This window comes from Streptomyces sp. NPDC087906 (genome assembly GCF_055584925.1).
Genome location: NZ_JBVJLC010000004.1, coordinates 481455 through 493564 on the forward strand (window position 1 = coordinate 481455; position 12110 = coordinate 493564).

The window sequence follows — 12110 nt, forward strand, 5'->3', positions numbered from 1 at the left end:
TCGGCGGAACGCGGTTTCGGCGGGGCGCGGGTTCAGCGGAACGCGGCTCTGGTTCTGATCCGGGACAGGCCGAGGAGGACGAGCAGCGTCGTGGCCATCAGCACCACGGCGACGGCCGATCCCGTGAAGAGGGAGCCGCGGTCGGTCGCGGTGAAGATCAGCACCGGCAGGGGCATCCAGTCGGGCGGGTAGAGCATCATCGTGGCGCTCAACTCGCCCATGGACAGGGCGAAGCAGAGCCCGGCCGCCGCGTTGAGAGCCGGCAGCAGCAGCGGCAGCCTGACCCGCCGCAGCACGTACGAGGGCCGGGCGCCGAGCGAGGCGGCGGCTTGTTCGTACATCGGGTCGAGGCGGGCGACCGCCGCCGACACCGACTGGTGGGCGAAGGCCGTGACGAGCACGGTGTGCGCGAGGATCACGATCCACCGGGTGCCGTTGAGCAGGATCGGCGGCTTGCTGAACGCGACGAGTACGGCGAGTCCGACGACCACCGACGGCACGGCGACCGGCAGCATGAACAGCGCGTCGAGCGCCCGCCGTCCGCGCTCCTTGAACGCGGCTCCCGCGAGCGCCGCCCAGCTCCCGAAGGTGAGCGCGAGCACGCTGGCAGCGACGGCGGTGACCAGGCTGGTGGTGAGCGCCTGGAGCGAGTCGCCGCGCACGGCTGAGCCGTAGTTGGCGGTGGTCGGCCCCGAGGGAAACGCGCCGGACCAGTGGGTGGCGAACGAGGCCGCGAGTACGACGAGCAGCGGCAGCGCGAACAGGGGCAGGAAGAGGACGAAGAACACGGCCCAGGCGGTCCACCGCCCGCCGCGGCTATGCACCAGCACGGCGGCTCACCATTCGGTAGAGGGAGTAGAGACCGACCGAGATCGCGACGTTGACGACGGCGACCACACAGGCGGCCGGGTAGTCGGATTCGAGGATGGCCTTGCTGTAGACGAGCATCGGCAGGGTCGTGACCCCCTTGGCGCCGGTGAACAGGACGATGCCGAACTCGTTCAGGCACAGCACCAGCACCAGGCTCCCGCCGGCCGCGAGCGCGGGCAGCGCCTCGGGGAGGACCACCCGGCGCACGATCCGGGCGGGCCGCGCGCCGAGCGAGGAGGCCACTTCGAGCTGTGCGGTGTCGAGTTGGGAGAAGGCGGCGAGCAGCGGCCGCATCACGAACGGGGTGAAGTAGGTGATCTCGGCGAGCAGCACGCCCCAGGGGGTGGTGAGGAACTGGACGGGTCCTGAGGCGGCGCCGGTGACATCGGTCCAGACGCCGTTGACCATGCCGACGGTGCCGTAGACGAACAGCAGCGCGAGCGTGATCAGGAAGGAGGGGAAGGAGAGGAAGACGTCGATGAAGCGCGCGACGGCCCGGCTGCCGGGGAACGGTACGAAGGCGATGACGAGCGCGAGGACGAAGCCGAGGACGAGACATCCGGCGGTGGACCCGACGGCCAGCCACACGGTGGTGGTGAGCGCCTCGCGGAAGGCCGTCGAGGCGAAGACGTCGGCGTACGGCTGGAGGGAGTGGCCGCCTTCGTCGGGCGTGACGGACTGCTGGACGACGAGGGCGAGCGGATAGAGGAAGAACAGGCCGAGGACGAGGACGGGCGGCAGCACCCAGAGCAGCCGCCCGGCTTTTTCGGTGGCGCGGACCGGTGGTGGACCGGCTTCCGTCAGCGGGGGCGGTACGACGGCGGACGTGACGTCAGACATCGCGCCCGCCTCCCGCGCTCGCGCCGGCCTTTGCCTCCGCGCCTTCGACCGCCGGGCCTTCGGTAACTCCGACCGCCGCGCCTTCTGCTGCCTCGCCCATCGGGAGCAGCACCGCGTCCTCGGCCGCGAAGTGCACCGTGACGTCGTCCCCCAGCTCCGGTGTGACCCGCAGCTCCCGTACGTCCGCCTTCACTTGGTGCCCGGCGACGTCCACGTACAGCCGGTGCGTCGAGCCGCGCCACCGCACTTCGGTGAGCGTGCCGCGCAACGCGTTGGGACCCTCCCCGAGCCCGACCAGATGCGGCCGTACGCACAGGGTCGCCGCCGCGCCCGCCGCCGCCGCGCCCGTCGGCAGCTCGATCCGGCTGCCGGCGAAGGTGACGGCGGAGCCGCCCGCCGCGACCCGTACGGGCAGCAGGTTCGCGTTGCCGACGAAGGAGGCCGTGAACTCCGTGCGCGGATTGCGGTACAGCTCCCGCGGTGTGCCGCAGTCCCGCAGCCGGGCCTGGTCCATGACGGCGATGCGGTCGGCGAGGGTCAGCGCCTCGACCTGGTCGTGGGTGACGTACAGGATCGAGACGTCCGGCAACTCCCGGTGCAGCCGGGCCAGTTCGCCGAGCATGCCGGAGCGGAGCCGGGCGTCGAGCGCCGACAGCGGCTCGTCGAGCAGCAGCACCCGCGGCCGGATCGCCAGCGCACGCGCGATGGCGACGCGCTGCTGCTGGCCGCCCGACAGCTCGCGCGGGTAGCGCTGCGCGTACGCCGCCATGCCGGTCAGCTCCAGTGCCTCGGCGACCCGGGCGGGTATCTCGGACCTCGGCACCTTCGGGTCGCGCTGCGCCTTCAGGCCGAAGGCGACGTTGGCCTCGACCTTCATGTGCGGGAACAGCGCGTACTGCTGGACGACCATGCCGATGCCCCTGCGGTACGGCGGCAGCGCCGTGACGTCCCGGCCGCCGATGAACACCCGCCCGGAGACCGGCCGGACGAACCCGGCGACGGCCCGCAGCGCGGTGGTCTTGCCCGAACCCGAGGGGCCGAGCAGCGCCATCACCTCGCCAGGCTCCACGGCCAGGTCGAAACCGTCGAGCACGGTCTGCCCGCCGTAGGCGACGCTCACCCGCTCGAAGCGGATGCCGCTGTCGGCGGTCATCGCGTGCCGTCCCGGCCGGCGAGCAGTGCGGGCAGGTCGGCCACCGACGCCAGGACGTCCGTCGCGCCCGCCGCGCGCAGCGCGTCCTCGCCGTGCGCCCCGCTCAGTACGCCTGCGACGACCCCGGCGCCCGCGCGGACACCGCTGAGCATGTCGTACGAGGTGTCGCCGACGACGGCGACCTGACGTACCCCGTCGGCGGCCCCCGTCCGGAGGAACGCGGCGAGCACCATGTCCGGGTACGGGCGGCCGCGGCCGCCCGCGTCGGCCGGGCACAGGGTCAGCGCCGCCAGGTCCTGCCAGCCGAGCGCCTTGAGGATCGCGTCCTGTGTGACGCGGGCGAAGCCGGTGGTCAGCACGACCGTACGGCCGGCTTCCCGCAGGCGCGCCACGGCGTCCGCCGCGCCCGGTACCGGCTCGATCAGGCCGTCGTCGACGAGGGAGCCGTACGCCTCCTCGAAGGCCGCGTTGGCCTGCTGGGCCAGTGTCTCCGTACCGAACAGATGGCGGAAGACGGAGATCTTCGATTCGCCCATCGTGGCGCGTACGTAAGCCAGTTGGTCATCGTGGTCGGGCGAGCCGGGCTCGACGCCGAGCTGCTGCGCTGCGGTGGAGAAGGCGCGCTCCACCAGTCCGCCGTCGGCGACGGTCGTACCCGCCATGTCGAGCACGACCAACGAGATTGTGTCCGTCAACTTCCTCACCAGCCCAGTTCGTTCGCGGTTGTCTCGGCGACGGCGGGCGCGCAGGTCATGCCGCGCCCGCCGGGCCCCGTCACCAGCCACACCCCGTCGCGCACCTGCTCGCGGTGGACGACCCGGCTGGTGTCGACGCACTGCGCGTACACCCCGGCCCAGCGCCGCCGGATCCTCGGCAGCGGCCGTCCGAGGAACGACTCGACGACGGTCGTGAGGTGTTCGTACGGATCGGCCAGCAGGTCGAAGTCGAAGGGGTGGTCGTAGGCGTGCGTGTCGCCGATGGTCAGCCCGCCGTCGAGGCGCTGCACCATGAGCAGTTGCATCCGGTGTTCGTCGGCGACGGGGGCCTGCGGCTGACCGGAGTTGAGCGCGTCGAGCGCCTCTCCGGCGTACGCGGGGTAGTAGCGGAAGCTGTCGGCGTCGGCCACCGACGTGGTCAGCTCCTCGCCGAGCGGGTCGGTCTGCATCATCTGCAACCGGACGCGCCGCACGGGCAGTTCGGGGGCGAGTTCGCGGACGAGCCCGCCGAGCCAGGCGCCCGTGCACAGCACGACGGCGTCGCCGCTGTGCACATCGCCGTGGTCGTCCCGTACGGCAGGACCGCTGCTCGCGCCGGGCCCCGACCGGCCGGGCTCGATGACGTCCCGGACCTCGCGCCCACCGAGGTAGCTGTACCGCCCCGACGCCAGCAGCGCTTCCTTCAGGGCGAGTTGGGCGGTGCGCGGCTCGACGGCCGCGTCCCGCTCGCACCACAGGGCGGCGGTGAAGTCGCCGCGCAGCGCGGGGTTGAGGGCGCGCGCCTCGTCGGCGCCGAGCAATTTGCGGCCGCGCGGCCCGGCGTCGGCCTGTGCGGTCACCTCCTCGGCGACCGCCAGCTCCAGCTCGGTGCGTACGGGGGTGAGCGAGCCGTTGGCCCGGAAGCCGACGCCGGGCACCCGCCCGCCGATCTGCTCCCACAGCTCGCGGGCGCGCAGGGCGGTCTCCAGCTCCTCGCCGCCCGCGCGGCCACTGACCCAGATCTGCCCGAAATTACGCAGCGAGGCCCCGCGCGCCTCGCTCTCGCGCTCGATCTGTACGACCTCGTGACCACGGCTGATTGCGTGCCAGGCGTGCATGGTGCCCAGCACGCCGGCTCCTACGACGATGACTCTCACGGCGGCAACGCTCCTCGTGACGGGTGACTCACTGCGGTCCGGTCAGCGACGGGACGGTGAACGACGCCCCAAGCTTGGACCAGACCCGTTACGTTCCCGTTATACGCGGTGGCCTCTGAGGAACCGTCGTGGGGCCCCGGCGCCAGGGCCGGCATCAGGGGCGTCAGGGCCGGCGTCAAGCCGCGCGTCAGGGTCGGCGGGGCGTGCCCAGGTGGGCGGAGAAGCTGAACCGGTCGCCGCGGAAGAGGGTGCGTACCCGTTCCAGGGGGAGCCCGTCGGTGTCCCGCGAGACGCGGTGGATCAGCAGCATCGGGAGAGCAGGCGGCGTACCGATGAGCAGGGCTTCACGCGGGGTGGCGAGGACCGTTTCGATGCGTTCGTCGGCGTCCCCGAAGGCGACGCCGAGCCGGTCGCTCAGATAGCCGTAGAAGGACGAGTCCGGGTCGAAGTCCGTGTCCAGGGACGGCACCCGGGCCACCGTGACGTACGTGCTCTCCAGGCCGACCCGCTCCTCGTCTGCGAGCAGCACCCGCTCCATGTGCCAGACGGGCTCACCGAGGGCGGCGCCGGTCTCGGCGGCCAGCGCGGGGGTGCAGGGGAAGCGGTCGAGGGAGATCAGCGCGCGGCCCGGGGTGCGGCCCTGGCGGCGGACCCCCTCGGTGTAGCTGGCGAGCGACAGCGGCTGCTCCAGCTTCGGCCCCGCCACGACCGTGCCCCTGCCCTGGCGCCGGAGCCTGCCCTCCAGGAGCAGTTCGCGCAGCGCCTGCCGCACGGTCTCGCGGGAGACCTCGTACCGGACGGCGAGGTCGCGCTCGGTGGGCAGCAGGCCCCCTTCGCCCAACTCGTCGATCAGCAGCGCGACATGCGCCTTGACCGCGTAGTACTTGGGGATCCGGCCGTGTTCCGGGATCCCGGAGCGTACGGGTGCGCCAGGTGCCTGGTCGTAGGGGTAGTCCACGGGGGGATGTTCGCACGTGGGACGGCTGCGGCGGGTGCCGGGGCGGGCCGGGGGCGGGCCAGGTCAGCGGCGTACGGTACGCCGGCGGCGGATGCCCACGAACAGCGCGACGCCCGCGACGAGCAGCACGGCGCCCGCCGCCGTACGGCCGAGCAGGCCGCCGAGGCCGGTGCTGGCGAGTTCGGGGAGGCCGGGGGCGTGCGAGGAGGCACCGGCCGAGGGATGGTCGCCCGAGGGGCGGTCGGACGGCTCGTGCGCGCCTGGTTCCTGGGTGCTTGGCTCCCGCGTGCCGGGGCGGGTCTGGGGGGAGGGGCTGTCGCTTGTGGGGCCGGCGGTCTCGTCCGTACCTCGGGGCGTCCCGGTGCCGGTACCGGTTCCGGCATCGGTGCCTGCCCCGGTATCGGTGCCTGTTCCGGTGTCGGTGCCTGTTCCGGTGTCGGTGTCGCCTGATGCGGTGTCGGTGTCGGTGTCGCCTGATGCGGTGCTGTCCTCGGGCTCGTCGCTCTCCTCCACCACCGCGAAGTGGTAGGCGTTGGACTCGCCGACCCAGTCACCGTCGTCACCCCGCCGCTGCACGGTCGCCGCGCTGACGGCGATCTTGTTCGGCCGTGCGGCGCCGGTGAAGACGAACCGGGCGCGGACCGTGAGTGTCTTGCCCGCCGGTACGACGAATCCGGCGGTGCGGGCGTCGAGTACCCCGATCGTCTCGTCCTCGTCGGACTTCTCCAGCGACAGCGGACGCCAGTGCCCCTTGGGGTCGGTGAGTTCCAGCCGTACCTGCGCCGTGGTCAGGGAGCGCTCCCGGTCGGTGAGTACGACGACGGGGTGGATGTCGCGGCACAGCGCGTGCGTGGTGTTGGTGAGGTCGAGGTACCAGGTGCCGGGGCCGCCGCCGGCCTGGTAGCTGTCCGGGCCGCCGTGGATCCGGGTCTTGATCGGGAACGCGCGGTCCGACTCCTTGCCGCAGCCCGGCGCGGGGGCGTGGGCCCGTGCCTGCGCGTGGGCCTGTGCCTGGGCGTGGGCCTGTGCCTGGGCGGCCAGGAAGGGCGGAGCGAGGACGGCGGCGGTGATTCCGATGGTCAGAGCGGCGTGACGCAGTCGCATGGGGAGTCGCCTTTGCTGATCGCGGGCGGTCGGCAGCGGGCCCTGGACGGGTGTCAGCCCCCGACGCTGCCACGCCCGTACGGACCGTCCCCGCAGCCACGACCGGTGAGGGATCAGACAGTCATACGAATACGTCCTAACGGCCCAGTCGCGTCCCGTTGCGCCGCCCGAACACCGGCGCCAGGACGAGCTGCGCCGCCCCCTCGGCCACCTGGTGCGGGCCGCCGCCCGCCGCCGCGACGGGCACCGGTCCGCCGTCGCGGGCGCGAGCGGCGAGGACGGCCGCCACGCCCCGTACGAAGTCCTCCCGGTGCGCGTCGACCGTCCTGCCGCCGAGCAGCACCCGGTGGATGCCGAGCAGTTCGACGAGGTTCGCGGCACCGTGCCCGAGCACCCGCGCGGCCTCCGCAGGTTCGCCGCGCGCCACCGCGGCCAGGCACAGCGCCTCGATGCAGCCGTGGTTCCCGCAGTGGCACAGCGGCCCGTCGAGCTGGAGGACCTGATGGCCGAACTCGCCGGCGCCGGTGTGGTCGCCCCTGTGCAGTACGCCGTCGAGGACGAGCCCCGCGCCGAGACCCGTACCGAGGTGGAGGTAGGCGAAGGAGTCGCCGGGGCCGCGCGGGGCGAGACCGAGGGCCGCCGCGTTGGTGTCCTTGTCGAGCACGACCGGCAGGCCGAGCCGGTCGGCGAGGGTGTCGCGCAGCGGGAAGCCCGCCCACTGCGGGAAGCCGGTGATCCGGCGGGTGACGCCGGTGGTGTGGTCGAGCGGGCCCGGCATGGCCACCCCGACACCGAGCGGCTCCCCCACGCCGCTGGACGCCGCTTGCCCGGCAGGCGCCGCGTCGGCCCGTCCCGTCGCTGCCCCCGCCGCGCCGGCCCGTCCCGTCACTACCCCCGCCGCGTCGGCCCGTACGGCCTCGGCTCGTACCGCCGCCACCTGGGCGGCGGCCTCCGCCACCACCTGCTCGGCGCCCGCGCCGAGGTCGAGCGGGGTCGTCCTGGCCGCGACCGGGGTGCCCGCCAGGTCGACCAGGACGGCGGTCAGCTCGTCGCGGTCCAGGTGCAGTCCCACGGCATGCGCGGCCGAAGGGACGAGGCGCAGTACCGTACGGGGCTTGCCTCCGGTGGAGGCGCGGCGGCCGGCCTCGGCGGCCAGTCCTTCGGCGCGCAGTCGCGCGGTGATCTTGCTGACCGCCTGCGGGGTGAGCCCGGTACGCTCGGCCAGCTCCAGCCTGCTGATACCGGCGGCCCCCGCCGTACGGAGCAGGTCGAGCACCAGCGCCGCGTTGTGGCCGCGCAGCACCGGGAGGTTGGCCCCTGGCGCGGCCCACTCGCCGGCTGCCGCACCGCCTGGCTCCCCGGCTGCCGCGTGCCCGCCCGTTCCGGCCACCTCGTCGCTTCGCTCCGCTCTCTCCACCCGGCCATTGTCCACCGCTCTTGCACTTTGGCAACAGCGTTGCTTAAGTGGAGGCATGACTGAGACAGGGACTGACACCCGCGCCCCGCTGCGCGTCGGACTCGTGGGCTACGGCCTCGCGGGGTCCGTCTTCCACGCCCCGCTGATCACCGCGACGGACGGACTCGTCCTCGACACGATCGTCACGTCGAGCGAGGAGCGCAGGGCGCAGGCACGCGCCGAGTTCGCCGACGTCCGCTTCGCCGGATCGCCCGACGAACTGTGGTCGCGCGCGGACGAGTTGGACCTGATCGTCATCGCCTCTCCCAACAAGACCCATGTGCCGATCGCGACCGCCGCGCTCAAGGCGGGGCTGCCGGTCGTCGTGGACAAGCCGATCGCCGGAACGGCCGCCGAGGCACGGGAGTTGGCCGGCATCGCCGAGGAGCGCGGGCTGCTGCTCTCGGTCTTCCAGAACCGCCGCTGGGACAACGACTTCCGTACGGTCGCCCGGCTGATCGAGACCGGTCAGCTCGGTGACGTGCAGCGCTTCGAGTCCCGTTTCGAGCGGTGGCGGCCGCAACTGAAGGGCGGCTGGCGCGAGTCGGGCGCGCCGGAGGAGATCGGCGGCCTGCTGTACGACCTCGGCAGCCACATCGTCGACCAGGCGCTGACCCTGTTCGGTCCGGCGGTACGGGTCTACGCGGAGTCGGACGTACGGCGGCCGGGGGCCGAGGCCGACGACGACACGTTTATCGCGATCACGCACGCGGGCGGCGTGCGCTCGCATCTGTACGCGAGCGCCACGACCGCCCAACTCGGTCCGCGCTTCCGGGTGCTGGGCTCGGCGGCCGGTTATGTGAAGTACGGCCTCGACCCGCAGGAGGCGGAGCTGCGCGAAGGCAAGCGCCCGGTGGCCGGGGAGGGTTGGGGCGAGGAGCCCGAGTCGGCCTGGGGCCGGCTCGGCGCGGGCGAGTCGCCGCTCACGGGCGGCGGCAGCCCCGTAGAGACCGAGGCCGGGGACTACCCGGCGTACTACGCGGCGGTCGCCGCCGCCCTGCGCGACGGCACCGCACCGCCGGTGACCGCGTACGAGGCCGCGGCGACGCTCGATGTCCTGGAGGCGGCCCGCCGCTCGGCGCGCGAGGGCGTCACCGTCACCCTGGAGGCCCGCTCATGAGCACCGCACCCACTTTCTCGGTCGAAGAACTCGAAGCGCAGGAGCGGGAGTTGGTGCTACCGCACTTCACGTACGACGATGCCTGGCGGCTCGGCGGCCTGCTGGCCGACGCGGCGCGCGCGGCCGAAGCCCCCGTCGCGATCGACATCCGGCGCGGCCCGCAGCAGCTCTTCCACTGCGCCCTGCCCGGTTCCAGCGCGGACAACGACGCGTGGATCGACCGCAAGCGCCGGGTGGTCGAGCGCTACGGCGAGAGTTCGCTGCTGGTCGGCAGCCGCTTTCGCGCGAAGGGCCAGACGTTCGAGGAGTCGTCCAGGCTCGACCCGAACGAGTACGCGGCGCACGGCGGTTCGTTCCCGATCGCGGTCCGGGGCGCCGGTGTCATCGGCACCGTCACGGTCTCCGGGCTGCCGCAGACGGCGGACCACGCGATGGTCGTCGCGGCTCTGACCCACCTGCTGAACGACTGACGCCCCTCCCCCGCTCCGAGGTCAGGCAGCGGCCCCGCTCCGGGGTCAGGCTGCGGCGAGCAGGTCGAGGGACACCTGCCACAGCCGCGCCGCCGCCTCCGGGTCGCGGGCGTGGTCGGCCACGCCCTTGCGCGGGCCGCCCGGTACGTAACGGGCGGCCTCGTTGCAGTCTTCGAAGTACCGGCCGCCCACGCCTTCGAGCCGGGGCGCGGTCGCGAGCAGGACGGACGTGGCCGCGCCCTGCTCGGGCGTCTTGAACTCGTAGCCCGAGGCGACGGCGGCGTCCAGCTCCTCCCCGCTCATGTGGCGCGTCAGGTTCGTCAGGACGGCGCCGGGGTGCGCGGCGTTGACCGTGATCCCCTGGCCGGTTCCGTCGCCGGTCCCCTCGCCCGACCAGCGCCGGTTCGCCTCGACGGCGAACAGGGCGGTGGCCGTCTTGGACTGGCCGTAGGCGACCGCGGGATCGTACGGGCGCTGCCGGAAGTTGATGTCGTCGAAGTCGACCGGCGTCTCCACATGCCCGACGGAGCTGAGCGACACGACGCGGGCCCGCCCCGCGGCGGCGAGCGCCGGGTGCAGTCCGGTGGCCAGGGCGAAGTGGCCGAGGTGGTTCGTGGCGAACTGCAGCTCCCAGCCCTCCCGGGTCCGCAGCTCGGGCGTGTACATCACCCCCGCGTTGTTGATGAGGATGTGCAGCGGCCCCTCCCAGCCGGCGACGAACGCGGCGACCGACGCCTGGTCGGAGAGGTCCAGCGGTGCGACGTAGAGCTGCTTGCTCCCGGTGGTCGCCGTCACGTCGTCGGCGGTGCGCCGCCCCGCCTCGACGTCGCGCACCGCGAGCGTCACCTCGGCGCCGGCGCCCGCGAGCGCCCGTACCGTCTCGACACCGATGCCGGACGCACCGCCGGTCACGACGGCGCGGCGGCCGGTGAGGTCGACGCCCGCCACGACGTCGGCCGCCGTGGACTTCGCGTTGAACGACGTGGTGATGAGATGGAACTCAGTCATGGGATGTCCTGTGTCAGGGGATGTCCTGGCAGGTGTCATGGGATGTCCTGTCCGGCACGTCCGAATGGCTCGGCCCGTGCTTCCAGGCAACCACGCGACGGCGCCCCCAGCCACGGCGGAGAGAGACCTGCCCGTGCCCCGGGTCCGGCGTACGGGGGGTCCGGCAGAACCCCTGTCGTGCGGCGCGCGGGCGGTGGGCCGCGCCTACGCTGGGACCATGGGCGACAACGAGACGAGCGGCGCGCCGGGCAGCGGCGCCTCGAACTCCGAGCTGCGGGAGTTCCTGCGCTCGCGCCGCGCCCGGATCACCCCCGAGGAGGCGGGCCTGCCCCCGCAGCCCGGCAGCCGGCGGGTGCCGGGGCTGCGCCGCGAGGAGGTCGCCCAGCTCGCGGGCGTGAGCATGGACTACTACGTACGGCTTGAGCGCGGCCGCAATCTGCATGTCTCCGAGAGCGTGCTGGACGCCGTCGCCCGCGCGCTGCGGCTGAACGAGACCGAGCGCGGCCATCTCTTCACCCTCGCCAGGCCCACCCGTACCCGCCGCAGGCCGCTGCCGCCGCAGCGGGTGCGCCCCGGTCTCCGCCGGGTCCTGGAGACGATCACCGAGACCCCCGCGCTGGTCCTCGGCCGGCGGCTCGACGTACTCGCCGCCAACCGGATGGCCCGCGCGCTGTACACCGACTTCGACGCGCTGCCGCACCGCGAGCGCAACATGGCGCGCTTCGCGTTCCTCGACGAGGGCGCCCGCGCCAGGTACAACGACTGGGACCAGGCGGGCCGCAGCATGGTCGCTTCGCTGCACCTGTACGCGGGCCGGCACCCCGACGATCCGCAGCTCGCCGAGCTGATCGGCGAACTGTCGCTGCACAGCGAGGACTTCCGGCACTGGTGGGCCGACCACGACGTACTGCGCCACTCGCACGGGGTGAAGGTGTACCACCACCCGGTGGTGGGTGATCTCACGCTGAGCTACGAGGCGTTCACGCCGACCGACGACCCGGAGCAGACGCTCGGCATCCACACGGCGGAGGCGGGCTCACCGTCGGAGCAGGCGCTGCGGCTGCTGGCGGCGTGGAGCAGCGAGAGCCTGGGGACGGCCGCAGAGGCGGGCGGGACGGGCGGGACGGGCGGGACGGGCGGGACGGGCGGGACGGGCGGGACGGGCGAGGAAGCCGGGGGGGGGGGGGCGGCCCCGCCCCCCCCCCCCCCCCCCCCCCCCCCCGCCCCCCCCCCCCCCCCCCCCGCCCCCCCCCCCCCCCCCCCCCCCCCCCCCCCCCCT

12 protein-coding genes and 1 pseudogene are annotated in these 12110 nt (G+C 73.6%); 3 read left to right on the plus strand and 10 right to left on the minus strand.

Annotated features, from left to right (window positions below; genetic code table 11):
- Window positions 1-32: 32 nt before the first annotated feature.
- The 8 genes from ACZ63I_RS15810 to ACZ63I_RS15845 form a co-directional block, all read right to left on the minus strand.
- Entirely contained in the window at window positions 33-830 is a 798-nt protein-coding gene (locus tag ACZ63I_RS15810; protein ID WP_469339001.1) for an ABC transporter permease, read from the minus strand.
- Window positions 817-1710 (minus strand): 2-aminoethylphosphonate ABC transporter permease subunit, encoded by an 894-nt coding sequence (locus ACZ63I_RS15815; RefSeq protein WP_469339003.1) that lies wholly within the window; start codon window positions 1708-1710, stop codon window positions 817-819. The genes ACZ63I_RS15810 and ACZ63I_RS15815 overlap by 14 nt, the downstream gene beginning before the upstream one ends.
- Window positions 1703-2863, minus strand: coding sequence for an ABC transporter ATP-binding protein (locus tag ACZ63I_RS15820; RefSeq protein ID WP_469339005.1), 1161 nt, complete (start codon window positions 2861-2863; stop codon window positions 1703-1705). Before ACZ63I_RS15820 ends, ACZ63I_RS15815 begins: the two co-directional genes overlap by 8 nt.
- Window positions 2860-3558, minus strand: coding sequence for a phosphonatase-like hydrolase (locus ACZ63I_RS15825; protein ID WP_469339007.1), 699 nt, complete (start codon window positions 3556-3558; stop codon window positions 2860-2862). The genes ACZ63I_RS15820 and ACZ63I_RS15825 overlap by 4 nt, the downstream gene beginning before the upstream one ends.
- 5 nt (window positions 3559-3563) lie before the next feature.
- Entirely contained in the window at window positions 3564-4715 is a 1152-nt protein-coding gene (locus tag ACZ63I_RS15830; protein WP_469339008.1) for a TIGR03364 family FAD-dependent oxidoreductase, read from the minus strand.
- Between the two features lie 187 nt (window positions 4716-4902).
- Window positions 4903-5673: a GntR family transcriptional regulator gene (locus ACZ63I_RS15835; protein ID WP_469339009.1), complete on the minus strand. Its 771-nt coding sequence runs from the start codon at window positions 5671-5673 to the stop codon at window positions 4903-4905.
- A 63-nt stretch (window positions 5674-5736) separates the two neighbouring features.
- Window positions 5737-6777: a hypothetical protein gene (locus ACZ63I_RS15840; protein WP_469339011.1), complete on the minus strand. Its 1041-nt coding sequence runs from the start codon at window positions 6775-6777 to the stop codon at window positions 5737-5739.
- Window positions 6778-6913: 136 nt separating this feature from the next.
- Window positions 6914-8194: an ROK family transcriptional regulator gene (locus ACZ63I_RS15845; protein WP_469339013.1), complete on the minus strand. Its 1281-nt coding sequence runs from the start codon at window positions 8192-8194 to the stop codon at window positions 6914-6916.
- Window positions 8195-8249: 55 nt separating this feature from the next.
- On the opposite strand from ACZ63I_RS15845, the gene ACZ63I_RS15850 reads away from it, so the two are divergent.
- Window positions 8250-9353, plus strand: a complete 1104-nt coding sequence (locus ACZ63I_RS15850) for a Gfo/Idh/MocA family oxidoreductase (protein WP_469339014.1) — start codon at window positions 8250-8252, stop codon at window positions 9351-9353.
- Complete coding sequence (locus tag ACZ63I_RS15855; protein WP_469339016.1) at window positions 9350-9823, plus strand: heme-degrading domain-containing protein; 474 nt, start codon at window positions 9350-9352, stop codon at window positions 9821-9823. Before ACZ63I_RS15850 ends, ACZ63I_RS15855 begins: the two co-directional genes overlap by 4 nt.
- Window positions 9824-9868: 45 nt before the next feature.
- Here the strand turns inward: ACZ63I_RS15855 and ACZ63I_RS15860 are convergent, their stop codons facing one another.
- Both ACZ63I_RS15860 and ACZ63I_RS15865 read right to left on the minus strand, forming a co-directional pair.
- On the minus strand, window positions 9869-10831 hold the full coding sequence (locus tag ACZ63I_RS15860; RefSeq protein WP_469339018.1) for an SDR family NAD(P)-dependent oxidoreductase: 963 nt from the start codon (window positions 10829-10831) through the stop codon (window positions 9869-9871).
- A 204-nt stretch (window positions 10832-11035) separates the two neighbouring features.
- Entirely contained in the window at window positions 11036-11233 is a 198-nt protein-coding gene (locus tag ACZ63I_RS15865; RefSeq protein ID WP_469339266.1) for a hypothetical protein, read from the minus strand.
- Between ACZ63I_RS15865 and ACZ63I_RS15870 the strand changes: the two are divergent.
- A pseudogene (locus ACZ63I_RS15870) lies at window positions 11157-11837 on the plus strand (helix-turn-helix transcriptional regulator); the annotation flags it as partial. The gene ACZ63I_RS15865 and the pseudogene ACZ63I_RS15870 sit on opposite strands and share 77 nt — an antisense overlap.
- Window positions 11838-12110: the final 273 nt, after the last annotated feature.

What these genes read in the sequence shown, in the direction of transcription:
- ACZ63I_RS15815 (WP_469339003.1), bottom strand. Translation starts at nt 1,710, where the DNA reads ATGTCTGACGTCACGTCCGCCGTCGTACCGCCCCCGCTGACGGAAGCC.
- ACZ63I_RS15820 (WP_469339005.1), bottom strand. Translation starts at nt 2,863, where the DNA reads ATGACCGCCGACAGCGGCATCCGCTTCGAGCGGGTGAGCGTCGCCTAC.
- ACZ63I_RS15840 (WP_469339011.1), bottom strand. Translation starts at nt 6,777, where the DNA reads ATGCGACTGCGTCACGCCGCTCTGACCATCGGAATCACCGCCGCCGTC.
- ACZ63I_RS15850 (WP_469339014.1), top strand. Translation starts at nt 8,250, where the DNA reads ATGACTGAGACAGGGACTGACACCCGCGCCCCGCTGCGCGTCGGACTC.
- ACZ63I_RS15855 (WP_469339016.1), top strand. Translation starts at nt 9,350, where the DNA reads ATGAGCACCGCACCCACTTTCTCGGTCGAAGAACTCGAAGCGCAGGAG.
- ACZ63I_RS15860 (WP_469339018.1), bottom strand. Translation starts at nt 10,831, where the DNA reads ATGACTGAGTTCCATCTCATCACCACGTCGTTCAACGCGAAGTCCACG.
- ACZ63I_RS15865 (WP_469339266.1), bottom strand. Translation starts at nt 11,233, where the DNA reads ATGCTCACGCCCGCGAGCTGGGCGACCTCCTCGCGGCGCAGCCCCGGC.